Source organism: Holophagales bacterium (assembly GCA_016699405.1).
GTDB lineage: Bacteria > Acidobacteriota > Thermoanaerobaculia > Multivoradales > JAGPDF01 > JAAYLR01.
The window spans coordinates 4,078,297-4,101,721 of sequence record CP064972.1 but is presented as its reverse complement, the minus strand read 5'-3'; the positions used below and the strand labels follow the sequence as shown (position 1 = coordinate 4,101,721).

Annotated in this window: 18 protein-coding genes; 4 read left to right on the top strand and 14 right to left on the bottom strand. The window is 70.8% G+C overall.

What is annotated here, in order from left to right; all coding sequences use genetic code 11:
- Window positions 1-17 precede the first annotated feature (17 nt).
- Window positions 18-794: a hypothetical protein gene (locus IPJ17_16970; protein ID QQR73155.1), complete on the top strand. Its 777-nt coding sequence runs from the start codon at window positions 18-20 to the stop codon at window positions 792-794.
- Window positions 795-1,001: 207 nt separating this feature from the next.
- Here IPJ17_16970 and IPJ17_16965 read toward each other — a convergent pair whose 3' ends face one another.
- The 9 genes from IPJ17_16965 to IPJ17_16925 all read right to left on the bottom strand — a co-directional run bounded on the left by IPJ17_16965 (window position 1,002) and on the right by IPJ17_16925 (window position 7,766).
- Window positions 1,002-1,235, bottom strand: a complete 234-nt coding sequence (locus IPJ17_16965) for a hypothetical protein (GenBank protein QQR73154.1) — start codon at window positions 1,233-1,235, stop codon at window positions 1,002-1,004.
- Between the two features lie 207 nt (window positions 1,236-1,442).
- The gene (locus tag IPJ17_16960; GenBank protein ID QQR73153.1) at window positions 1,443-2,015 is read right to left on the bottom strand and encodes a hypothetical protein; all 573 of its coding nucleotides are present in this window, start codon (window positions 2,013-2,015) and stop codon (window positions 1,443-1,445) included.
- A complete protein-coding gene (locus IPJ17_16955; GenBank protein QQR73152.1) occupies window positions 1,987-2,802 on the bottom strand; it encodes a ParA family protein in 816 nt (271 codons plus the stop codon). The genes IPJ17_16960 and IPJ17_16955 overlap by 29 nt, the downstream gene beginning before the upstream one ends.
- Window positions 2,790-3,122, bottom strand: a complete 333-nt coding sequence (locus IPJ17_16950) for a hypothetical protein (GenBank protein ID QQR73151.1) — start codon at window positions 3,120-3,122, stop codon at window positions 2,790-2,792. Before IPJ17_16950 ends, IPJ17_16955 begins: the two co-directional genes overlap by 13 nt.
- A gap of 3 nt (window positions 3,123-3,125) precedes the next feature.
- Complete coding sequence (locus IPJ17_16945) at window positions 3,126-4,262, bottom strand: aminotransferase class V-fold PLP-dependent enzyme (protein QQR73150.1); 1,137 nt, start codon at window positions 4,260-4,262, stop codon at window positions 3,126-3,128.
- 46 nt (window positions 4,263-4,308) lie between these two features.
- Entirely contained in the window at window positions 4,309-4,890 is a 582-nt protein-coding gene (locus tag IPJ17_16940) for a hypothetical protein (protein QQR73149.1), read from the bottom strand.
- Between the two features lie 15 nt (window positions 4,891-4,905).
- Window positions 4,906-5,421: a hypothetical protein gene (locus IPJ17_16935; protein ID QQR73148.1), complete on the bottom strand. Its 516-nt coding sequence runs from the start codon at window positions 5,419-5,421 to the stop codon at window positions 4,906-4,908.
- 11 nt (window positions 5,422-5,432) lie between these two features.
- Window positions 5,433-6,188 carry a DUF4388 domain-containing protein gene (locus tag IPJ17_16930; GenBank protein QQR73147.1) on the bottom strand — a complete coding sequence of 252 codons (756 nt, stop codon included), beginning with the start codon at window positions 6,186-6,188 and terminating at the stop codon, window positions 5,433-5,435.
- A gap of 219 nt (window positions 6,189-6,407) precedes the next feature.
- The gene (locus IPJ17_16925; protein ID QQR73146.1) at window positions 6,408-7,766 is read right to left on the bottom strand and encodes a sigma-54-dependent Fis family transcriptional regulator; all 1,359 of its coding nucleotides are present in this window, start codon (window positions 7,764-7,766) and stop codon (window positions 6,408-6,410) included.
- Window positions 7,767-7,920: 154 nt separating this feature from the next.
- Between IPJ17_16925 and IPJ17_16920 the strand changes: the two genes are divergently transcribed.
- The gene (locus IPJ17_16920; protein ID QQR73145.1) at window positions 7,921-9,846 is read left to right on the top strand and encodes an HD domain-containing protein; all 1,926 of its coding nucleotides are present in this window, start codon (window positions 7,921-7,923) and stop codon (window positions 9,844-9,846) included.
- Window positions 9,847-11,394: 1,548 nt separating this feature from the next.
- On the opposite strand, the gene IPJ17_16915 is transcribed toward IPJ17_16920, so the two are convergent.
- Window positions 11,395-13,293: a PAS domain S-box protein gene (locus tag IPJ17_16915; protein QQR73144.1), complete on the bottom strand. Its 1,899-nt coding sequence runs from the start codon at window positions 13,291-13,293 to the stop codon at window positions 11,395-11,397.
- A gap of 210 nt (window positions 13,294-13,503) precedes the next feature.
- Between IPJ17_16915 and IPJ17_16910 the strand changes: the two genes are divergently transcribed.
- Window positions 13,504-15,099 carry a PAS domain-containing protein gene (locus IPJ17_16910; protein ID QQR73143.1) on the top strand — a complete coding sequence of 532 codons (1,596 nt, stop codon included), beginning with the start codon at window positions 13,504-13,506 and terminating at the stop codon, window positions 15,097-15,099.
- Between the two features lie 49 nt (window positions 15,100-15,148).
- Here IPJ17_16910 and IPJ17_16905 read toward each other — a convergent pair whose 3' ends face one another.
- The 4 genes from IPJ17_16905 to IPJ17_16890 form a co-directional block, all read right to left on the bottom strand.
- Window positions 15,149-15,697 carry a cysteine hydrolase gene (locus tag IPJ17_16905; GenBank protein QQR73142.1) on the bottom strand — a complete coding sequence of 183 codons (549 nt, stop codon included), beginning with the start codon at window positions 15,695-15,697 and terminating at the stop codon, window positions 15,149-15,151.
- A 74-nt stretch (window positions 15,698-15,771) separates the two neighbouring features.
- Window positions 15,772-16,614 (bottom strand): hypothetical protein, encoded by an 843-nt coding sequence (locus IPJ17_16900; GenBank protein ID QQR73141.1) that lies wholly within the window; start codon window positions 16,612-16,614, stop codon window positions 15,772-15,774.
- A gap of 250 nt (window positions 16,615-16,864) precedes the next feature.
- Window positions 16,865-17,419, bottom strand: coding sequence for a hypothetical protein (locus tag IPJ17_16895; GenBank protein QQR73140.1), 555 nt, complete (start codon window positions 17,417-17,419; stop codon window positions 16,865-16,867).
- A gap of 46 nt (window positions 17,420-17,465) precedes the next feature.
- Window positions 17,466-20,117, bottom strand: a complete 2,652-nt coding sequence (locus tag IPJ17_16890) for a PAS domain S-box protein (GenBank protein ID QQR73139.1) — start codon at window positions 20,115-20,117, stop codon at window positions 17,466-17,468.
- 380 nt (window positions 20,118-20,497) lie between these two features.
- Here IPJ17_16890 and IPJ17_16885 point away from each other — a divergent pair, with 380 nt between their 5' ends.
- A complete protein-coding gene (locus IPJ17_16885) occupies window positions 20,498-23,386 on the top strand; it encodes an esterase-like activity of phytase family protein (protein QQR73138.1) in 2,889 nt (962 codons plus the stop codon).
- Window positions 23,387-23,425: the final 39 nt, after the last annotated feature.

Sequence of the window (23,425 nt, the reverse complement as noted above, 5' to 3'; positions counted from 1 at the left end):
GTCCACGCGGGCTGGTCGTGGCGCTGGCGGTTGCCGTCGTCGCGCTCGCCGGGCGCGGGATCGTCGCCCAGCCGCCCCCGGCGCCAGGGTCGACGCCAGCGTCCACTCCGGCGACGAATGCGCCGGCTGCCGCGGACGCGGTCGTCCCGGGGAAGCCGGCGAACGGGTTCCTCTTCTCAGCGATTCCGCTCTCCGGCACGCCGCTCGCGCGGGCCTGGTCGGCGTGGCGCGCCGAAGCGCTCGCCACCTTTCCGCACCTCGAGCTGACGCTGCCGGAGGACCTGCACGTCACCGTGGTCTATGTCGGGCCGTGGAGTCGCGAGGTGCTGCCGGCGCTGCGGACGCAGGCCCTGGTGCGGCCGACGTCGGAGGTGCACCTCAGCCCCGCGGTCGCGCGCTTCGGCCGCGACGGTCAGGCGCTGGTCGTCGAGCTCGAAGCGGCGACACCGGACTGGCCGAACGCCGTCGTGGCGGCGAAGGCGGAGCTGAATCGGCTCGGGCTCAAACGGCCGGATCGCTACGACGAGAGCTTCCGACCTCACGTGACCCTCGCCGAAGCGCGCCGTGGCGAGCCGACCGAGGAGACGCGCGCCGACCTCGCGGCTTGCGAGCGCTGGCTGCGCGAGCGACTGGCGGCCGACGCGTCGGCGTTCACCGTGACCTTCGGTCCCGCGACTCCGGTCGTGCTCCTGGTGGCCGGGCTCGACCGTCCCGCGGGCGCCCCGCGCTATCTGCCGGCCGAGGAGCTCGCGGGCGAGCCGGTTCCTTCGACATCCGAGCCTCGCCGACGCTGACGTCGGCGACCTGCGCCTGGCTTCCTTCCACGCGACTCGAGGTGCGAAGGGGCCGGCGGCGAGTCCGCGAAGGGCGACCGGCCTCCGTGGCCCGCGACGTGGGCAGTCGACGCGCGAAGCGCCTCGACTGGCCCGCTGGAGCGGACGGCACGAACGCCCCCAAGCACGACGAGCTCGACCTGAGAGGCGACGAGGAGCGCGAGCAGCTCAACGAATCTCCGGTCGACGGCCACGGGCGGCAAGCACCCGATCGACGAGGCTCTGCAGGCGCGCGAGGCGCTCCCTCGGCGTCGCCTGCAGGGATTCCCAGACGAGCGCTCGATCGACTCCAGCGGGGGAGAAAGCCACCGATTCGAGCCAGGCGTCGTCGCCGGGATCGCCCGGCGACAGCGCCGTCGCCGGATCGACGCCGGGAAGCGGAGGAATCGACTCGCGCGGCACGAGGGGATTCGATGTCGTTGCCGGACGGCAACTCGACACGGAACCGAGGCGGGCATCCCTCGGTGCAGGCCCGCACGAGCGGGCGTCGAGGGCGACCGCGCTGACGGGCCCCGCACCTCGGCGCCGAGGCCCCGGGCCTTCGAGAGCCGGGGGCCTTCGCGGCCCACGTCGCTCCCGAGAGTCCGCTCGACGATCGATCGACGGCCGTCAGCTCAGGTTCGGCAGGCTGTAGAGGAGCTGGCGGACGATGCCGCGGCGGAGCTCTTCGCCGAGCGGGCGCGAGCCGACGAGGCCGAGGATGAAGCTGTCGCCGCCGCCTTCCGGAGCGATGCGCAGGCCGATCAGCCGGTAGCCCTCGAACTCCAGCTCCATGGCGTGCAGCTTGCCGCTGGCGTGGTCGAAGCTTGCCATCTGGTCCATCGTGTAGCAGAGCTCGGCTCCGGTGCCGGTGAAGTCGCCGCTGGGTGCCGAGCCGCGGCTGCCGATGACGAAGCCCTGGGAGTCGACGACGAAAGCGGCGCGGGCGCGGGACAGCTCGAGGCTCCAGGCGAGGAACGCCTCCCACGACTCGAGGTCGAGGGGGACCAGCGCGGCGTCGGCGATGCGCGAGTCGCGCTCGGTGGCGCGCGAGTCGCGGACGGCAGACGGCGGAGGGGCGAAGCGCGGGAAGGCGACCAGCGGTGCCGGCTCGGGCTCGAGGGCCGCTTGACGCGAAGCGAGATGGCGGGAGAAGGCTCCTGCCAGGCCGAGGTCAGACGAGTCGGCGGGGTACGGTCGCATCGTGGCCTCCAGAGGCGGGAGCGAGGGAGTCGAGAAGGGTCTCGATCTCGATGGCGAGAGCGCGGAAGCGGCGGACCTCCGGCGGAGTCCGTTCGGTGAGGAAGGACACCGGAATGCCGAGCTCGCTCGCCCGGGCGAAGCTCTCGGCGCGCGGGATGCAAGTGTCGAAGACGCTCGCCAGCTCGCGCCAGGCGGCGCCCATGACGTTGAGCGCGGTGTCCTGGCGCAGATCGACCATCGTCGGCAGCACGCCGAGCAGCGCGACGCGCGGGTTTTCCAGCCGGCGGACCTCGGCGATGACGCGGAGGACCTGACCGATGCTGCGCAGGGCCAACGGCTCGGCCTGCAGCGGCACCAGCACGAAGTCGCTCGCCGCGAAGGCGGCTCGTGGCACGGCACCGAGGCCGGAGGGGCAGTCGAGCAGGACGAAGTCGCGCAGCGCGCGCTGCTGCTCGACGATCTCCTTCAGCTTCCCGGAGCCGGCGATGAACTGCTCGAACGCCAGGGCGTCGGCGGCGTCGAGGCGTCCACGCGGCAGGAGAGCGAGCGTTTCGACCTTGGTCTTGACGATCGACGCGTCCGAATCGATCGTGCCCTGGAGCAGCTCGGCGAGCCCGGTCCACTCGCGTTCCCCTTTCGCCAGCGACAGGCCGACGCCGCCCTGCGGGTCGAGATCGACGAGCAGGACCTGCCGGCCGGTCTCGGCGAGGGCGACCGCGAGGTTGAGTGCCGTCGTCGTCTTGCCGGAGCCGCCCTTGGAGCTGGCGAGGCTGATCACGGTAGCCATGAAGCGTTCTCCGATTCCGCTCGAGAAGGGGCTCGATCGCCGACGAGCCTGTCGAGCAACTCGCCCTCGGCCCCGGCCGGAGCGAGGGGCGAGAAGGTCACGCGCAGCAGGGGATCGCCGACGATCCCCTGAACGACCCAGGTCCGTTCGCGGGCGATGCGGAAGTAGGGGCGCGGAAAGGACGGGAAGTACTGCAAGGTGGCGCCGTCGGCGACGCGTCGCATCGTCGGTTCGTCGATGCCGCTCGCCAGCTCGACCTGTTTGACCACAGTGCGGTCGAGGCAGGTCTCGAGCAGTCGAACGGCAGCGACGGCGGTCATCGCTCAGCCTCGCGCCATCTCTGCCACGGCGGAGGCGAGCGCCCGGACGTGGCCGCGTTCGCTTCCCCAGCCGACGCTGGCGCGGACGGTGCCGAGCGGTGCCGTGCCGAGGTCGGCATGAATGAGCGGAGCGCAGTGGAGGCCGGCGCGAGCATGGATGCCGAACGCCCGCTCGAGCGCGTCGGCGACCGACTCCGGGCTCCAGCCGCGCAGGGTGAAGGAGACGATGCCGGATCGCCGGTCGCCCCGTGCGACGGGCACGACCGCGACCCCGTCGATCGCGGCGAGCTCGTCGGCCAACTGCGAGGCGAGCTCGTGCCGGTGCCTTCCGGCGGCGTCGATGCCGCCGGCCGCGACGACCTCGACGGCCGCGGTGAGGCCGGCGATCGCGGGCCAGGGCGGAGTGCCGGCTTCGTGCCGCAGGGGCAGCTGCGCGGGATGGAGTCGCGCTTCGCTGTGCGATCCGGTTCCCCCGACGACAGTCTGCGGCAGCGAGTCGTCCGGCACGACCAGGACGCCGATGCCCGGCGGTCCGAGCAGCCCCTTGTGACCGGAGGCCAGGAGGTACACCTTGCCGGGCAGCGAACGGTGAGAAATCGGAATTGCGCCGGAGCTCTGGCAGGCGTCGACGAGCACCGGCACGCCGGCGCGGGCGGCGACATCGCAAATCGCTTCGACCGGCTGCAGACCGCCGGAGACGTTCGACGCGTGGGAGACGACGACCAGGCGCGTGCCGGGACAGAGCGCGTCGCGGACGGCGTCCGGCGAGACCTGGCCCGCGCGGTCCAGGCCGATCCAGCTCACCTGCACGCCGGCATCCCGGGAGCGGTGGGCGATCGGGCGCAGGACGGAGTTGTGCTCGAGCCGCGTGCAGACGACGTGTGAGCGCGCGGTGAGCCGGCCGAGCAGGACGAGGTTGGCCCCGTGCGTGGCGCTCGGGGGGAGCACGATCTGCTCGGCCGCGGCGACGTCGAAGAGGCGCGCGAGCGCCTCGCGACAGGTCCGACGAAGGTCGGGGGCGAGGCTTGCGCCGCGCCCCGGGTCGGCGGGCGGCCGGCTGAGCCAGCCGCTCACTGCGGCGATCACCGCGGGGGGCTTGGGGTACGAGGTCGCGGCGTGGTTGAGGTAGATCTCGTCCATGCCGCGCCTCTCGTCCGTCGTCGTCCGTCCGTGGAGCAGTCGGCGCTCACTTGCCGGTGATGACGAACTCCCCGTAGTCGTCGCCGGTCTCGACGCCGCGGGTCTGCTCGCAGGTGAAGGCGCCCATCCCGTCCGGATAGGGCTTGGAGAAGGCGAGCTCCATGAAGGCGGTGCTGACGCCGCGGATCATGAAGGCGCGCTTGCCGTCGCCGCCCGACTCCTGCTCGTAGTAGTCGACCGCCCGGATCACCATCCGCTCGCCGTCGCGCAACTGGACGATGCCGGACTTGGCCCAGCCCCAGGCGGTGAACACCGCGAAGGCGCCGCGCAGGACGTCCTTGGCGCCCTCGGTGACCATCGGCATCACCACGGACTGGAACTCGGGCGACTGGATGATGCCGTAGCCGGTGTGGTAGCCGCACTCGTAGGCGCAGTTGACGAGCGCCGCCTCCATCTCCTGGCGGCGCGACGGGGGGACGATCGCCATCATCCGTTCGGCGACGGTGTTCCAGAAGGCGGTCGGCAGCTGGTTGACCAGCACGTTGAAGGCGGGGATGAGACCGTCGCCGTTCGACTTGGCCTCGACGGTGACGAGCTGCTTGACGACCTGATCTCGCATCACGGTCATGACATCGATCTCCGTTCAGGCCGCCTTGACGACCAGCAGGCTCTCGGGTGCGCCCATGACGATGGACGCGCGCTCGACGACCTCGTAGGCGCGCGCGGGCTTGTCGAACGCGGCACCGAACATGGCGGCGACGAAACCGCAGGTGAAGTGGTTGATCGGCTTGTCGTGCTTGCCCCACTTCATCGTCCATCCCGAGTCGACGTGCGAGTGCGGCAGCCGGACCTCGCCGCCGGCTGCCGTGCCGGCGACGTTCATCATGCCGAGGCCCATGAAGGCGTAGTGCTCGGCGGCGGCTTCGAGCCGCTTGGCGGGATCAGTGATCCCGTTGTCGCGGAAGTAGCTCTCGAGGACCGGCCGCAGGCTGTCCTCCGTGGCTTCGCGGAGCACGCGCGGGCCGCCGATGTCGGCGAAGTCCTCGGCGAGCCGCGTGGTCAGGCTCATGTAGTGGTGGCAGTGCAGGACGAAACCGTGTCCGTTGACGAAATGGCGGAACGTGTTGTCGTCGAAGGTGTGATTGATGGCGAGCGGCATCGGTCTTTCCTCTAGAACAGGTGTCCGAGCTCGTCGACGAGCGGCTTGACCTTGTGGCGGATGATCCCCAGTTTCGAAGCGTCGGGGGCGATGACGGCGACGATGGCGTCGCCGATCGGCCGGCACATGATCACGGCGCGTCCGTACTCGACGAAGAGGTCCTGGAACTTGTTGACCGACAGCTCGGCGCCCATCTCTTCCAGGCCGTTGACGGCGTGGGCAAGCGAGGCACCGAGGTTGTCGATCGAGATGCTGGAGGACGCGCCGGCGGACTCGATCATGAATCCGTCCCGTCCGATCACGACGGCCGAGATGACGCCGGGGACCTTGAGGATCTCCTCGAGGACGTCGGTCGAGCTTCTGGTCTGTGCTGGCATGGTCTCGCTCCTTTCCTTCGACTGGTTCTTCTGCACGGCGCGCTCGTCCTGAACGCGGACGGCCTCCATGAGCGCCTGGGGCACTGCCATTTCGATGGTGCGGCGCGGCGAAAGCACGTTCTCCGCGAAGCTGAAGGTGCCTTGCGTCCAGTCGGCGATCTCCACCAGGGCGGCGAAGCCCTCGAGACGGTCGGCGACGACGTGGACGAGACTTCCGGACATGAAGAACGCGCGCCCTTCGACCGAGGGAGAGTGGCGGTGCAGATGAAGCTCCCCGGTCTTGCGGCTGAGGTGGAGGAAGTGGATCAGGTCCAGTACGTAGGTCTGGGCCAGCGATCCCTGCAGCCCTTCGACCATGGCCGGCTGAATGGCGCTGCGTGTGTGCTGCATCGTGAGCTCCTCCGGTGAGCTCGGGACCGGTGCGCTTCGGGTCGGGTTGCTCGCAGCCCTGCCGGCACCGGCTCCTGGAAAGGAGCAGAGATCAAGGGCCGTGCCCGCGGAGGAGCGCTCGAAATCGGTGTGGAGGAGGGGAACGAGCGCGCATCGGCTCGTTTCGAACGGCTCGAATCGAGCCGGTGGAGCGATTCGAGCCGGCGATTCCCGACGGGGTCAGCGCAGGTCGTGGAGCTTGCGCTTGAGCGTCGAGAGGGCGATTCCCAGCGCGGCAGCCGTCCGGGTCTGGTTGCCGCCGCAACGGGCGAGCACCGCGCGGATGTGCGCCGCCTCCACGGCCGCGAGCGTCGCGGACGGAGCGCCATCGCCTGCCGGGGTCGGCGCGGGGGCCGGCGCCGAGACGCTCTCGGTCCGGCTCAGCAGCAGCGAGGGAGCGAGTGTTTCCCCCCGCTGCAGCAGCAGGGCGCGTTCGAGCACGTTGCGCAGCTCGCGCACGTTTCCGGGCCAGGAGTAGCGGGCGAGACTCTCGATCTCTCCGGCGGGCAACGTCCGGTGCCGGGCACCGAGGCGGGCGAGGAGCGAGCGGCAGAGCTCGGGGAGATCGTCCGGGCGATCGCGCAGGGACGGGACGTGCAGGCGCAGGACGCAAAGGCGGTAGTAGAGATCGCGCCGGAAGCGCCCGGCTTCGACATCCCCCTCGAGGTCGGAGTTCGAGGCGGCGAGGATCCGTGCCTGGACGGGGCGTACCGCTTCGCCGCCGACGCGGCGCAGCGCCCCGTCCTCGAGGATCGCGAGGAGCTTCGGCTGCAGGGAGAGGGGCATCGTGCCGATCTCGTCGAGCAGCACCGTGCCGCGCTCGGCCATCTCGAAGACGCCGCGACGCGCCGTCGCGGCGCCGGTGAAGGAGCCCCGTTCGTGGCCGAAGAGCTCCGATTCCGCCAGGCTCTCCGGCAGGGCGCTGCAGTTGACGCTGACGAACGGCTCGCTGTGCCGTGGCCCCTGCTCGTGGATCTGTCGCGCCAGATGGCTCTTGCCGGTTCCCGTCTCGCCGGTGATGAGGACCGGCGCATCCGAGGCGGCGGCGACCCGGGCGAGATGGAGGAGCTCGAGCATCGGGCGCGAGCTGCCTTCGAGGGCGATGGACCCGCCCTGCTCGGCGACGCAGCGCTGATGCGCCTGTTCGATCAGCTCGAGCCGGCTGAGGTTCTGGACCTTGTCGATCGCGTGCTCGACTTCGGCCAGCGAGAACGGTTTGGCCAGGTAGTCGCAGGCGCCGACGCGGATCGCCTCCACCGCGTGCTCGAACGACGGAAACGCGGTCATGAAGAGGATCTTGGTCCGTTCGTTCTGCTCGAGGATCCGCGGACAGAGCGCGACGCCCGTGCCGTCCGGCAGGTTCTGGTCGAGCAGGACCAGGTCGACCAGGCGCGAAGTGCAGAGGGCCAAGCCGCGGGCAGCGTCGTGCGCCTGCAGCACCTCGAGGCGCGGGCTCGCGAGGCCGTCGGCGAGACTGGCGCACAGCCCGACGTCGTCGTCGACGATGAGCAGGGTCCGGCGTGGCGTGGAGGACGACATTCGAGGCTCGCTGGCGGCGTGGCGCCCCCGCGTCGGCGAGGCGGGAGTGTCGAGAAGTGTAGCGCGTCGCGCGGCAAGGTCCGTTCCTCGCGATGGCGCGCGCATTGCATTCCAGACCAGCGATGGACGATGTTCGGCGGGTGGGAGGAGCCGGGTGAGCGAACCGGTGAGGGTCCTGCAGGTCGAAGATTCCGAAGACGACGCGTTACTCGTCGTTCGCGAGCTGCGCCGCGGCGGTCTCGAGGTCGCAGCTCGGCGCGTCGACACGGTCGCGGACTTGGAGCTGGCACTCTCGCAGGGGCACTGGGACATCGTCCTCTCGGATTTCGCTCTGCCCGGCTTCGATGCGCTCACCGTCGTCGAAGTCGTGCGCCGGCGCGAGCGCGAGCTGCCGGTGGTGGTCGTGTCGGGTGCCGTCGGCGAAGACCTGGCGGTCGGGGCAATGCGGGCCGGGGCCCGCGACTGCGTGATGAAGGAACGGCTCACCCGACTCAACGAGGCCGTGCAGCGCGAGCTGGCCGCCGCCGGGAAGCGGCGCCTCCGCGAGCGCACCGAGCGCACCTATCGCGCTCTCGTGGACGGTTCGCACGAAGGCCTCGCGTTGCTGCAGAACGGGCTCCTGGCCTTCGTCAACCCGGCGGCCGCGGCCCTGCTCGGCACCACCGTCAAGGATCTCCTGCTGTGGGAATGGGAGGAACTGATGGGGCGGTTCGCGTCCGACGACCGTTCCCGGCTGGAGGAGTGCCTCGCCCGCGTGGCGCGCGAGCAGGTCATGGAGCGGCTGGTGGTTCGCACCCACGCTTCGGGCGGGTCGGAACGCAGCCTGGTTTTCGCGGCCTCGCCCTCGACCTTCGACGACCGGCCGGCGATCCAGGTGACGCTCAGCGACGTCACCGAGAGCCGGCAGCACGAGCGGGAACAGCGGGTCATGGCGCTCGTCGCCTCCCGCTTCCGTGTCGCCCGGACGCGTGGCCAGCTGATGTCGCTCCTGCTCGACGCCGTCGCCGAGTTGCTGGGGTCCGACCGGGCGGTGGTGGCCCTGGCCGACGAATGCGGGAGCGCCGGATGCGTCGCCGCCGGAGCCGGTGCGTGGAGCGGGCGCCGCGGCGAGCCGCTTTCGGTCGATCCGGCGGTCGCCGCCGTCGAGCTCGGTCTCGGGGGCATGGCGGACGCGCTCGCCTTGCCCTGGCGCGTCGCGGCGACGAGCGGCAGTCCGGCGGGGGCCGGGACCTCGCTCGCCGCCGGGGAGCGGTTCGAAGGCGCGATCTGGATCGGCCGGGCGGTCGACTTCACCGAGGCCGATCTCCGCGTCCTGGCGGTCGTGGCGGAGATCGGTGCCGCCGCCCTGCGCCGCATCGGGCTGTTCGAGGAGCTCGAGCGGTCCCACCGCGAGCTCGCCATCGCCTACGACCGGATCCTCGAGAGCTGGGGACGGGCGCTCGAGCTGCGCGACCGGGACACCGAAGGCCACACGCGGCGGGTGGCGCGCCTGGCGATGCGGCTGGGTCGGGAGCTCGGGCTCGACGAGATCGCTCTCGCGGATCTGCGGCGAGGCGCGCTGCTGCACGACATCGGCAAGATCGCGATTCCGGACAGCATTCTGCACAAGCCGGGGCCGCTCGACACGGCCGAGCGCACCATGATGGAGCTGCATCCCGCCTACGCGCGCGAGATGCTGCTGCCGATTCCCCACCTCCGGCACGCCCTCGACGTGCCCTATTCGCACCATGAACGCTGGGATGGCACGGGCTATCCGCTCGGGCTGCGCGGGACCGAGATCCCGCTCGCCGCGCGGGTGTTCGCCGTCGTCGACGTCTGGGACGCGCTGGGCTCGGACCGGCCCTACCGTCGAGCCTGGTCGCGGAAACGGATCGTCGAGCACCTCGAGGAGAATGCGGGCCGTCTCTTCGACCCGCAGGTGGTCCAGGCGTTTCTTCAGCTCGTCCGGAGTGGCACTAGGGACCTGGAACGGGAGGGGGCAATCCGAGCCCGGACATCTCGGCGAACAGGGCCGCGCACTCGCTCCGCCGCCAGAAGTGGTCCTCGAGCAGTGCCGCCGACGCCGTCAGTGTCTCGATGAGCTGCTGGTGGGCGCCGCCTTGCGTCGCGACCGCCGTGCGGGCGGCTTCGATGTCCCGCTGAAAACGCACCGACTGCCTCTCGAGCTGAGCCTGGAGTCGGGAGCGCTGATCGGCTGACTGTTCGGCGGCGAGCTGCCAGCGCCGGATCTTGTCGAGCACCCGCTCGTGCGAGTCCAGCGCGCCCTGGCGGCGGGCCGCGGCGGCTCCCGCGTTCGCCAGCGCCTCGCGGAGGCGCTCGTCGTCGCCATCGAGCTCGGCCTGCGAGGCCTGCTCGCGGGCCCGCAGGAGCTCCTCCCCGGCCTGTTGCGCGCCGGCGAGCAGGCCGGGGAGCGCCTGCGTGGCGCTGGCGACCTCGCGCTGCACCAGGGAGCGGGCGCGCGAGATCGCCTCGATCTCCCGGCCGGTCGCCTCGCTGAGGTCGCGTTGCCGGCGGTGCAGCGTGTCCTCCCAGCGCAGCGCGACCTGGAGCTCGCCTTCGGCCTGGCAGAGCTCCGAAACCTGCTGCCAGTGCCGGTTGAGGTCGGAGATCAACGACGGCGGAGCGCTGCCGCCGGGATAGGCCGTCGCCAGCATGCGACCGAAGAACGAGGCGCGAAGCGCCGCGGCGGCCACCGCCGACAAGGCCAGGCGCGGGGTGCCGCCGAGAGCCGCCATCGGCCCTGCCGGTCGAGTGTCGTCGAGGTCGCCGGCCGGCGTCGAGCGCAGCCGGCGGATCAGTCCACTGCAGGTGTCCTGAAGATGGTAGGCGTCGATGAACCGGTCCGCGGGCCGCTTCATCAGCAGTCGGTTGACCATGCCGGCGACCTCGTCGTCGAGGCCGGGAAGGCGCAGGCGCGGATCGGGGGCGATCGCCTCGCGATGGCAGGCGAGGAGCTCGGAATCGTCGTCGCTCGCGAACGGCAGCGTGCCGGTCAGCGCTTCGAACAAGAGCACACCCAGCGAGTAGAGGTCGGATTGGGGCGTCGTCTCCTCGCCACGCGCCTGCTCCGGCGACAGGTAGGCGGGCGTGCCGACGAGGCCGCGCGCGCCCTCGGAGCTCTCCGGGCTCAGCCAGGCGGCCAGCCCGAAGTCGATCAGCTTCACGAAGTCGTCGCGTCCGGCGCGGTGGACGAGGAAGACGTGCTCGGGCTTCAGGTCACGATGGATCACCCCGAGGTCGTGTGCGCGAGCGAGCGCCCCGCTGACCTGCTCGGCGATGCTCAGGGCGAGAAGCGGCGCCACCGGGCCGCGGACGAGAAGATCGGCGAGGCGGGCGCCCTCGAGCAGCTCCATGACGAGGTAGGCCAGGCCGTCGTCGGTCTCGCCGAAATCGTAGATCTCGGCGATGTTCGGGTGCGCCACGCGGTTGACGGTGCGCGCCTCGTTGAGGAAGCTGTCGCGCGAGGCCGCCTGACCCCGCCGCCCGGGATGGAGGATCTTGATCGCCACCACGCGGTCGATCAGCAGATGCCGCGCCCGGTAGACCGCCCCGAGCGCGCCGCGGCCGAGCAGGGCCTCGAGACGGTAGCGACCGTCGACACCGCGCCCGACGAGAGCGAGCTCGGCGCTCAACCCGGCGCTCCGATCGGCACCTGGTGGAGCAACGGCGGGGCGGCGCCTGCAGCCAGATCGAGGCGCGGGAAGATCAGGCTGATGGAGGTGCCGCGACCCTGGACGCTCCGCAGGGCGAGTCGGGCTCCCATCTTGTGGACGAGCCGCTGGACGATCGCCAGTCCCATGCCGGAGCCGCGTGGCTTGGTGGTGAAGAACGGATTGAACACTCGCTCCTGGTCCTCCTCGGAGATTCCGTGGCCGTTGTCGGCGACGCCGAGCAGCACTTCGCTTGCGGAAACCGAGCAGGTGAGCGAGACGCAGGGATCGTCCACGCCGGCGGTGGCCGCCTGAGCGTTGTCGATCAGGTTGAGCAGCACCCGCAACAGGGCATCGCGGTCGGCCAAGACCGCGACTCCTTCCTTGCAGCTCTCGAGCTGGCAGCGCAGACCATGTTGGGTCGGACCCTCGAAGAGCAGGCCGCCGAAGGCGCGCAGGAAGGGCGCCACTTCGAGGGGAGCGACGCGCACGTGGTCGACGGCATGGTAGCGCCTCAGGGTCTCGAGAAGGTTGTCGGCGAGGCTCAGGCTCTCGCGACAGCGGGAGAAGTAGGCCTCGCGCCGTGCACCGTCGAAGCGGTCGACATTGCGCTCGAGCACGTCGAGCGTCACCCGCAGCGTGTTCAGGAGATTGCCGACCTCGTGGCGGAAGGTACGGAAGATCAGCTCTGTCTGCTCGACGGCGGCGCGGCGGCGCGCCAGCTCCTCGCCGCGGCGCTGTGCCGTGACGTCGCGGCCGACGTGGACCGTGCCGACGACGTTGCCGCGGCTGTCGAGGAAGGGGGTGATGCTAAAGCGAAAGTCGCCGCCGAGCGGCGCACTGTCGACCACCACGTCACGACCCGCTCCGCCCCCCGCCTGGAGCACGGCGTCCGTGGCGTCGCCGTAACTCGCGCCACCGCCGATCAGCTCGTCGAACCGGCGGCCGAGCAGGGCACGGTAGGGAGCGCCGAGCCGCTCGGCGAGGTTCCGGTTGGCGCGGCGCAGACGGAGCTCGCGGTCGGCGATGGCGATCGACTGCGGCACGCTGTCGAAGACGGTCTCCCATTCTTCCCGGCCGCGGATCAACGCTTCGCGCAGCTGCTGGGCCTGCGTGACGTCGATCAGCGTGACCAGCACCGCAGGGCGTTCGGCGAACTGCCCGCGCGTGGCGGAGAACTCGAGCGTGCGCTGCTCGCCATCGCGCCGGAGCAGGCGGAACTCGATCCCGGCGAGCGACTCGCGCCGGCCCCGTCGGAGCTCGCCGACGGCTCCCCAGACGCGCTGCCGGTCCTGGGGATGGAGCAGTCGGGTGACCTCGTCCGGTTGGAGCGAGAGCAGCTCCTGCGTCGTGCCACCGTAGAACCGGGTCGCCGCCGGGTTGACGAAGACGATCCTGCCGCGCTGCAGGATGACGATCGCCTGGATCGAGCCTTCGACGAGATCGCGATAGGCCTCCTCCGATCGACGCAGCTCGCGGGCGCGCATGGCCGAGGCGACCTCGCGGCGGATCGCCGGGGCGAGCCGGCCGAGGGCGGACTTGGGGATGAAGTCGCGTGCCCCGCCGCGGATGATCTGGGCCGCATCGTCTTCGCCGATCTCCCCCGAGACCACCAGCACGGGGAGCTCCGGGCGCCGATCGGCCAGCATGGCCAAGGCGACATCGCCGCCGAGTGCGGGAAGCGAGTAGTCGCACAGCGCGATGTCCCAGTGTTGCGAGAGCGCGGCGGAGAGCTCCTCCCAGGTGTCGACGCGCAGCACCCGAGCGCCGATCTCCCCTCGTTCGAGCGCTCGCCGGACGAGCAACGCGTCGTCGGCAGAGTCCTCGACGTGCAGAACCCGAAGGGGTCTTTCCGCTTGGTGAGGTCGGCGTGTCACGCGGGGAAATCGTAGCCTACCGGGTGGGTTTTTCGGTCTTCCCGCGTCAGGAAACGTCTCGTTCGGCGCTAGACTCCAATGCACTGGAACGTCATGAGCGGGTCGCCTGAGGGGCCTGGAAAGGACTTTGGAGCCGTTGGGGTCCGCCGCCGGAGGTCGTCCGGCGGGACGCCGGAGGAGACGTCGTCGCCGCTCGCGGCCGGCACCTGGGTGAAGGGCCCGCCGCCGGTTCGTCGCGGTCGGCTTCGGCCGGGGACGGGGGCCCGCCCTCCGGGAGCGGTTGACGGGGCCGACGGGCTCGACGCCGCTCCGGACGGCTTTCGACCGATCCTCGACGGCCTCGTCGAGCCGGTCTTCGTCAAGGACCGGGAGCATCGATTCGTCTTCGTGAATCGGGCGTTCTGTGCCCTTCTCGGCCTTCCGCGCGAGGCGCTCCTCGGGATGACCGGTGCCGCGAGGCTTCCCGAGGGCGAGATGGCGGCCTTCTTTCGCACCGACGACGAGGTGATCGCCACCGGCGGCACTCTGGTTCTCGAGCAGACAGTGACGGACGCCCGCGGCGTGGTCCACCAGGTGGTGACGAAGAAGAGCCGACTCGGCGGCCCCAGCGGGCAGCCGCTGATCGTCGGGATCCTGCGCGAGGTCACCGCCGAGCGGCAGGCGGATCGGGAGCTCCAAGAGACCCTTCAGCGGTTGCGGGAGTCGGAGGCCCGACAACGCGCGCTCCTCGACGGCATCACCGACCTCGCCTGGCTGAAAGACGCCGCAGGACGCTACCTGGCCGTCAACGAGCCGTTTTGCGAAGCTTGCGGTCGCCCGGCAAGCGAGGTCATCGGCAAGGACGCCCGCGCCATCTGGCCGGCGGTGCAGGCCAGCAAGTACCTCGAGCGCGATGCGCGCGTGTTGGCGACTGGAAAGCCCGAGCGCGCCGAGGGGCCCCTGCTGCGCAGCGACGGCAGCACCGCCTGGCTCGAGACGATCGAAGTGCCGGTGTACGGCGAGCAGGGGGAGGTCGTCGGTACGGCGGGCGTGGCGAGGGACTGCTCGGTCCGCCGTCGCGAGGAGGAGGAGATCCGCCAGGCCGTGCTCAGCCAGGAGGCCGCCAACCGCGAGCTCGACGCCTTCGCCAGCTCCGTTTCCCACGACCTGAAGGCGCCGCTGCGCCGGATCGGCAGCTTCTCCGAGGCGTTGCTCGAGGACCACGGCGACGGTCTCGGCGAGACCGGGCGCGACTTCGTCGAGCGGATCCGTCGCTCCGCGGCGCAGATGGAGGGGCTCATCGGCCACCTGCTCGAGCTCTCGCGCTCGACCCAGGGTCCGCTGCGCCTCGATCAGTTCGATCTCGGATGGTCCGCCGCCAAGGTCGTTCGCCACTTGCGGGAGGCCGAGCCACAGCGGCAGGTCGAGGTCGACATCGCTCCCGGGTTGCGGGTCGAAGGGGATCCGGAGCTGATGCACCTCGTCGTGGAGAACCTCCTCGGCAATGCCTGGAAGTTCACCCGGCCGGTCGCACGCCCGCACGTGCAGCTCGGTCGAGTCGACGCCGGGCCGCCGGGGATGGGTGGGCTCACCGAGCAGACCTTCTTCGTGCGCGACAACGGTGTCGGCTTCGATCCCACCCAGGCTCGGCGGCTCTTCGTGCCCTTCCAGCGGCTCCACCGCCAGGAGGAGTTTCCGGGTACGGGGATCGGACTGGCCACGGTCCGACGGATCATCCACCGCCATGGCGGCAGGATCTGGGCGGAGTCCGAGATCGGCGCCGGAGCGACCTTCTACTTCACCTTGCCGAAGGGCGCCTCCGGATAGGCTCGGGCGGAGCCGTCGAGCAGCGCCGGGGATCGCCGCGTCGGCAGCCTCAGGCGCCGCGGCAGATCTCGTCGACCGAACGGGCCGCGGCGAAGGTTCCGTCGAGCGCGGCGACAAAGGCCGCGTGAACGTCTGCCGCGTCGAGGACCCGTCCGGCGAAGGCGAGCGAGCTCGCGGCGCAGGCGTCGTGAGCGAGGACGCACTCGAACCCGTGATCCGCGGCGGCGCGCGTCGTCGTGTCGATGCACATCTGGGTCATCATCCCGGCGATCCGCAAGCTTGAGATGCCCTGGTCGCGCAGGTGCGCGAGCAGGGGCGTGTCACGAAAGGCGCTGGGGAAGTGCTTGACGAAGACCGGCTCGCCGGAACGAGGCGCGACACAGGCGTGCACCTGCACCCCGAAGGTCGCGGGAAGGAAGAAGGTCGCCCCCGGGCGCACGGCGACGTGCTGGATGTGGACGACGGGCAGACCTCGATCCCGTGCGTCGGCGAGCAGCAGAGCGGCGCGCTCGCCGGCGGCGACGGCCCCCGGCAACGCCTTGGCGCCGTCGGGGAAATAGTCGTTCTGGATATCGACGAGCAGCAGCGCCGAGCTCATGGCAACCTCGCAGGCCGGGGCTCCGCAACGGGCGGAGTCGTCTCCCGGAGTCTAGCGCCGAGCTCGAGCCGCGACTACGGCGTGCAGAGCACGCCGCGACCGTCCGGCGCGCAGGTGGAGAGGCCGGTCGCGCCGCCTGGGCGTGAGCAGGACTGTCCGAGAGGGAAGTCCTCGTCGATCGCCAGGTCGCCGTCGTCGTCGACGCCGTTGCACAACTCGCCGCCGATCAGGCCGTGCCAGGAGAAGAGGTCGCCGAGCTCGAAGCCGTCGCCGAAGGTGCAGGAGGGGAGGGTCACCGTGGCGCCCGCGTTGTTCGTCAGGGAGGCCGGCCCGCTCGAGAGGGCGTAGTCGGCGGCGTTCGTCGTGCTCGCGGCGCTGGCCGCGCCGGGGAAGCGCAGGGAGAGCGCCGAGCTGAACGGCAGCTCGATCGCGGTCGGCGGACCGAAATCGCCGTCGGCGTCGTTGGTGAACAGGCCGGTGCTGCTTCCGAGGTAGCGGACGCCGCCGTACGAGATCGACCAGAGCGCCAGGCCCGGGCTGTCTTCGAAGGCGATCTTGCCGGCGCGCAACCGAGCGGGGGGAAGGTGTTGCGCCATCACGAAGTCCGGCGTGAGGCCGGTCGCCGCGGCGAGCTCGGAGGTGGCGAGCAGCACGCGTGCACCGGCCGTTCCGTTGGCGACGCCGGTCGGGAAGGACAGCAGGAGGATGCGGTTCTCGCCGTTGGCGTCGTAGCTGGCGACTTCGTGTCCGCTGAGCAGGTTCTGGCCGGCGAAGCGCATGCGAAGCTGGATCGCCTGGCGCGTCGCGTCCCCGCACACGCCGCCGGCGGCCTGTTCCACCTGCATGAGATGAAACGAGGCGAACGCGCTCGGCGAACAGAAGAGCGCAGCGAGAAGCGCGCTGGCGAGCTTGCCCATGAGACCTCCTCCGACCTCGTACGGCGTGAGAGTGCGGCGCATCCTAGCAGCGCGCCGGGAGAAGGGAAGTGCACATTCAGCCGAGTGGGGCAGTCCTCTTCGCTCGCCGATCGGCACGCCGAGCCCAGGCTCGACGAGCCAAGGTCGGCGGGCCGGCTGGCGCGACCGGGAGGTGGGGACCGTCCGCTCGCCTCAGGCCGAGCGGAGTCGTTCGATCCGTCGAGACTGAAGCCGAGCTGCAGCTGCTTCTTCAGCGCCACCTCGCACACGAAGAGGAGACTCGCTTCGCAGAGCTCGGCGGCGGCCACGAAGCTCCGGATCTGAGCTGGGTTTCGCGGACGACGCGCTGGCGGTCTTCGAGTGCGATCAGGTCGATCATGTTCCGGTCGTAGAGATCCTCCGGACGGTCGAATCCGCTCATCTCCGCCGAAGGCGGTCGGGTCACGCGGATCGTCGATGCGGTGCATGCTGACCCGAGCCCCGTTCCCGCCGCTTCGAAGAGATGGCGGTGCCGGGCCTCGCTCGCCCGCAGCATCGCCTCGGAGTCGCGGTGGTCGAGCCAGAGTCCGACGGCGTGGGCGATGCGATCGAGCAGGTTCTCTTTCTCCGGCAGGAGGAACGCGAGGTCCGTCGCATCCTGCACGGTGAGCCGGCCGCGCACGGTGCCGGCGGTGACGAGGTCGGCGCCGAGCGATCGCTTGGTCACGGACGGATCGGCCGGAGCTCCCCAGACGCGGCCGTCGAGGACGACCGTCGCGCGTGCGACGTCCGGGAACTGCATGGCCGCCGGCAGCGGCGCGTTCACCTGCCGGGAGAGCTCGTCGACCGTCGGCTCGCCGTCGCGGCAGATGCTAGATCCGGCGCAGGCCGGTGAGCTCTTTGAGCCGTTCGCTCGGGTCGTGCTCCATCCGCTTGCGGGCCGTGATGTCTCTCCCGGTTGCGACGAAGCGGACGATGCGCCCGTGGTCGTCGCGGATCGGCGTGATCGTCTTTGTCTCCTCGATCAGCTCGCCGTCTTTGCGACGACTGCGCATCTCTGCCTGGAACGTCTCGCCGCGCAGGATGGTGGCCCAGAGACGCTGGTAGATCTCGGGCGGTTCGAGCCCCGACTTGAGCATTCGCGGATTGCTCCCGATCGCTTCGTCTCGCGAGTAGCCAAACTGGCGCTCGAACGCCGGGTTGACGTACTCGATTCTTCCGGCGACGTCAGTGATCAGCACCGTGTCTTCCATCTGCTCGACGACGCGCGAGAGCAGGCTGATCCGTTCGGTGGCCAGCTTCGCCTCGGTGACGTCCCGCACCGTGCCGACCGAGCGCAGCGGCATGCCGTCGTCGTCGTACCAGGTCTCGCAGCGCTCGTGGACGTACTTGACGGTGCCGTCGTCGAGCAGCAGGCGATGGTCGGCTTCGTAGGGCTGACGCGTGGCGAGCGAGCGGGTGTAGGCGTGGTTGACGATCTCCCGATCCTCTGGATGGACCCGCTCGAGGAAGGCCTCGTAGGTCGCGGCGAATGACTGCGGGGAGACGCCGAAGATGCGGTAGATCTCGTCCGACCAGGTCAGGAGGTTGCGCCTGAGATCGAGCTCCCAGACGCCGAGGCTGGCGATCCGCTGAGCCTCCCGCAGACGGACCTCGTTCTCGAGCAGCGCCGCCTCGGTCTGCCGGCGCGCGATCTCCGCCCGCTTGCGCCGCGTGACGTCGAGCGCCGTGCCGGCCATGCAGACGAGGCGGCCGTCCTCGTCGACCACCGGCGAGAGGATCGCCTCGAAGTGCGACTCCTCGCCGATGGCGATCTGCGTGCGGTACTCGATGCGTACCGACTCGCGCCGCTCGAAGGCGCGCGCCTGGGCGGCGAGCAACGCGTCACGGTCGCCTGGGGCGACCCAGGAGAGGAACTCGTCGAGCGGCGGGACGCCGAGCGCCGGATCGCGCCGGAAGAGGCGGTACATCTCGTCGGACCAGACGCCGAAACCGGTGGCGACGTCGAGCTCCCAGCTGCCGAGATGGGCGACTTCCTGCGCCATCTCGAGATTGCGCTGGCTGCGCTGCAGGGCCTCCTCGGCGCGGCGTCGCTCGGTGATGTCTCGAGAGATGCCGACGATCTGGATCCGACCGTTCTTGTCCAGGGCGAAGCTGGTGGTGACCTCGGTGAGCAGCACCGAGCCGTCCTTGTGGTACTGCTCCAACTCGTCGGTGTGTGGAGGGAGCCCCGGGACCATCGGCCGCTCGGCGAGCAGCCGCAGTGCCTTGGCGAGGGACGACGGGGTCAGCACCTGGTCGAGGGTCTGCTCCATCGCCTCCTGCGGCGTCAGGCCGCGAACCCGTTCGGTCGACGGGCTGGCGTAGGTGATGCGGAGGGTCTCGGCGTCGACCGTCCAGACCGACTCGGCGAGGTTCTCCGAAACCAGTCGGTACCGGGCCTCGCTGTCGCGCAGCGCTTCGTCGGCCTGCTGGCGCTCGATGGCGACGGCGACCTGCGCGGCGACCGAGACGAGGAAGTCGCGATCGCGTTCCGTGTAGCGGCTCGCCGCCGTGTAGTTCTGGACGGCGAGGACGCCGAGCGTGCGTTCGCGCCCACGCAGTGGGGCGCCGAGCCAGGCTTTGGCGGGCCGTCCTGGCGTGGCGACGACCCCGTCGGCCATGAGCCGGTCGAAGGCCGGAGGGTCCAGGGCGAGAGCCTCGTCGGCCCGGAAGACGTGAGCCGCGACGCCGCGATCGAGCTGTTCCGGGTCGAGCGGGGTGTCCTCGGCGGCGGCGTCGGCGTAGAGCGTGGTGAATCGTCCGGTGACCGGGTCGTGGAGGAGCGTGTAGAAACTCTCCGCGAGCATGACTCGGCGAACCGCCTGGTGGACGAGTCGGAGGTAGTCGGACGGGTCGGTGACGGAGACCAGGCCCTGCATGATCTGCAGCAGGGCCTGCCGTTCGATCTCGGCGCGTTTGCTGGCGGTGATGTCGTGCGCGACGCCGCGCAGGAGCCAGGCTCCACGGTCCGGGTCGCGCGCGGCTCGGGCTTCGTCGCGGATCCAGGCGAGCTCGCCCGAGCGGCGGATCATCCGATACTCGAGGCCGACGCCCTGACCCTCTCGAAACTCACCCTGTACCTGTTCGCGGACGCGGTCGCGATCCTCGGGGACGACGTGGGCGAGCCAGCGCTCCCGGCCGTCCGCGAGGTCGGCGACCGGATAGCCGAGGACCTCCTCGACCTTTGGGCTGAGGTAGCGCCAGGGACCGCCGACCTCGTCGAGGTAGACGATGGCCGGGGACTGTTCGACGAGATCGCGGTATTTCCTTTCGGCTTCGCGCAGCCGAGCTTCGGTGCGCCGCCTGGAGGCGACATAGAGAACGAGGACCGTTGCTCCCAGTAGACCTGCAGCCAGCCAGACGAGCGGGCTGCCGCCGCCCGGCTTTCCGTCGAGTCCGAGCACGGCGACGACCGCTGCGACCGCGAAGGTGGCGGCGGCGAGGCACGAGACGACGAGACGGGACGTCGCCCCCGGGATCATTCAGGCGACCCTTCAGATACCAGAGTCGCTCGAGAATCGACCACCGGGACGGTCCGAGGTCGGCGATCGCGGGACCGGGATGAGCTGTCCAGTGGGGATCGCGGCTCCGGCAGAGCTCGGTGCGGTGGGGCCATCGTCGACTCTTGCGGTGCGCGCGTCGGGTCGGCCATGTCGCCTTTCGGATCGGGAAGATCGCCTGACGGGCTCAGTCTAGGGACGGCGCCACAGGATGACAAGTGGAGTTCGTCCTACGCCGACGAGGTCCGCCAGGGGAATCCCGTTCTCGTGGGCCGCGCCGGCGCCGGTTGCCTGGAGGGGCTGGTACGCTTGCCGACAAGGTCGCTGCGAGAGCGGCTGTCGGTCCCACCCCTGGAGCGCTCATGTCCGTTCGTTCTCTCTGTCGTTTCGCCGCCGCCGTCGTCGCGTGGTACAGCCTGTGGGCGGTGCCCCGCGCTGCCGCCGCGCCACTCGACCCTCCCGCAGCGTCGCCCGCTCCGCGGATTTCCGGGCTCGAGTTTCGTGGGCGTGCCATCCTGGCCAAGGGCCTGCCGTTCAGCGGTACGGTGGTGGGGGGACTCTCGGGACTGGCTTACGACGCCGGAAGCCGGACCTTCTGGGCGATGTGCGACGACCGCGGCGATCATCCGGAACGCGGTCCGGTGCGGCTCTACCGGCTGCGCCCCGACTTCTCCGACGGCCGGCTCGACGACGGCGACCTCGTGCCCGTCGAGGTCCTGCCGATCACCGGACCGCTCGACCGGCCGTACTCGCCGAAGGCGATCGATCCAGAGGGGATCGCTCTCGTCGGTGGCGGCTTTCTGCTCTCGAGCGAGGGCATCGCGCCCCAGGGTGTACCGCCGTTCATCGCGCGCTTCGGGCCCGACGGCCGCTTCCGCGAAGAGCTCGCCCTGCCGGAGGAGCTGCGTCCCGTGGCCGGCGGCGAGACGCACGGAGTGCGGCTCAATCTGGCGCTCGAGAGCCTCGCTCTGAGCCCGGACGCGCGCTACCTCTTCACCGCGACGGAGAACGCCCTGGTGCAGGACGGCCCGGCGGCGGACGTGGGGCAGCAGAGCCCGTCGCGCATCCTTCGCTTCGACCGCACGGCGGGCGACCGCGTGGCGGAGTTCGTCTACCTCGTCGACGCCGTCGCGGGCAAGCCGGCGAGCGCCGACGCCTACCGCGTTCGTGGGCTGGTCGACCTGTTGCCGCTTGACGGCGAGCACCTGCTGGCGCTCGAGCGCGAGTTCGTCGTCGGCGTCGGCAACGCCGTGCGCCTCTACGAGATCTCGCTGGCCGGCGCCACTGACGTCTCCGGCCTCGCCTCGCTGGCCGGGGCGAGCTTCGTGCCGGTGGACAAGCGCCTGCTCGTCGACTTCGCCGATCTCGGGGTGCATGTCGAGAACTTCGAAGGGATCGCCTTCGGGCCGGAGCTTCCGGACGGGCGCGGCAGTCTGCTCGTGGTCAGCGACGACAACTTCAATCCGGCGCAGGAGACGACGAGCTTCCTGCTGTTCGCGGTCGACCGCGAACCGGCGACGATCGCTCGCGTCCAGGGGGCAGCGCATCGCTCGCCGTTCGAAGGCTGGTGGCTCGCTGGCGTCGACGGGGTGGTGACGGCCGTCGACGGCGCGGGGCGAGATCCTGGCTTCTTCTTCGAGTCGACGACGCCCGACGACGATCCCGCCACCTCCGAGGGGGTCTTCGTCTCCTGGCCTGCCGCCACCAGGCTCGCGCCGGGCCAGGCGGTCTCGGTCAATGGACGGGTGGAGGAGATCGCCCAGGGCAAAGGGCTCCCGGTGACCCGCCTGCGGGCAGGCGCGGTCGCGCCGGCCTCCGGAGCGACTCTCCTGCCGCCACCGCTGCGGCTCGGCGAGATGCATCGCATTCCTTCGCGCATCGACGGCGACGGCCTGACGCGATTCGCCCCCGCCGACGACGCGATCGATTTCTGGGAGAGCCTCGAGGGGATGCGAGTCGAGCTCGCGGGCGGCGACGTCGTCGGGCCGAGCTCGTCGTTCGGAGAGCTGGTGCTGCGGCCGGACGGCGCGGCGGCGACCCGGCGCACGCCCGTGGGCGGCGTGCGTCTGGGCGAAGACGGCCCGGACCTTCAGCGAGTGCTCCTGGTGCGGCGATTCGTCTCCGAGCTGCCGGCGGTCGACGTCGGAGACCGCATCACCGGCGGCGCCTCGCCGATCGTCGGGGTGGTCGACTACTCGTTCTCGAACTACAAGCTCCTGCCCTTGGCCCCGGTCGTTGCCGAGCTCCGTGGACGCTCGTGCGGCGAGGTCAGCACGCTGCGGTCGGATTCCCGTCACCTGACCGTGGCGACGTTCAATGTCGAGAACCTCTCGGCGGCCGGCGATCCCCAGCGCTTCGTGCGGATCGGCGACGCCATCGCACGGCGGATGGGATCGCCCGCTCTCGTGGCAGTCGAAGAGATCCAGGACGACTCGGGTCCGACGAAGGGGGACGGGGTGGTCACCTCGTCGGCGACCCTCGGGAAGGTGGTCGACGGCGTGGTCGCCGCCGGTGGCCCGCGGTACCAGGCGATCTGGATCGACCCGGCGCTCGATCGCGAAGGAGGGCAGCCGGGTGGGAACATCCGGGTCGCCCTGCTCGTCGATCCGGCGCGCGCCGAGCTCGTGCGCCGCGGTCCCGAAGGCGGCATGCCCGGGCCGCTCGCGTCGAGCGAGGTGGTCGGTCGCGGGCGCAAGCTCGCGCTCTCGCTCTCGCCCGGCCGGGTCGCGCCGACGTCGCCGGCCTTCGATCTGCGCGAGGGCGAAGGGGTACGACGCTCGCTCGTCGTCGAGCTGCGCGCGCTCGGCCGGCCGCTCTTCGTCGTCGTCAACCACTGGTCGTCGAAGTACGACGACGACCGGCCGTTCGGTGCCGTCCAGCCACCTCGCACCCCGACCTCGAGCAAGCGCGAGGCGCAGGCGCGCGAGATTCGCGGCTTCGTCGAGCGGCTGCTCGGTGCCGACCCGGCGGCGCGTGTCGTCGTGCTCGGCGACCTGAACGACTTCGAGCATGCGCCGGCGGTGCGAGCGCTCGCCGCGCCGCCGCTCGAAAACCTGCTGCTGCGGGTCCCCGAGGCCGATCGCTACAGTTTCAACTTCGAGGGGGCGTCGCAGCTGCTCGATCACGTCGTGGTGTCCCCGGAGCTGCGGCGCGGAGCAGAGGTCGACCTCGTCCATCTCGACGCCGACTGCGCCGACGCCAAGCGCGTGAGCGACCACGACCCGGTGGTCGTCCGGCTGCGGCTGCGCTGATCGGGGAGGGCTGTGCCGGCGGGGGACCCCCGCCGGCGC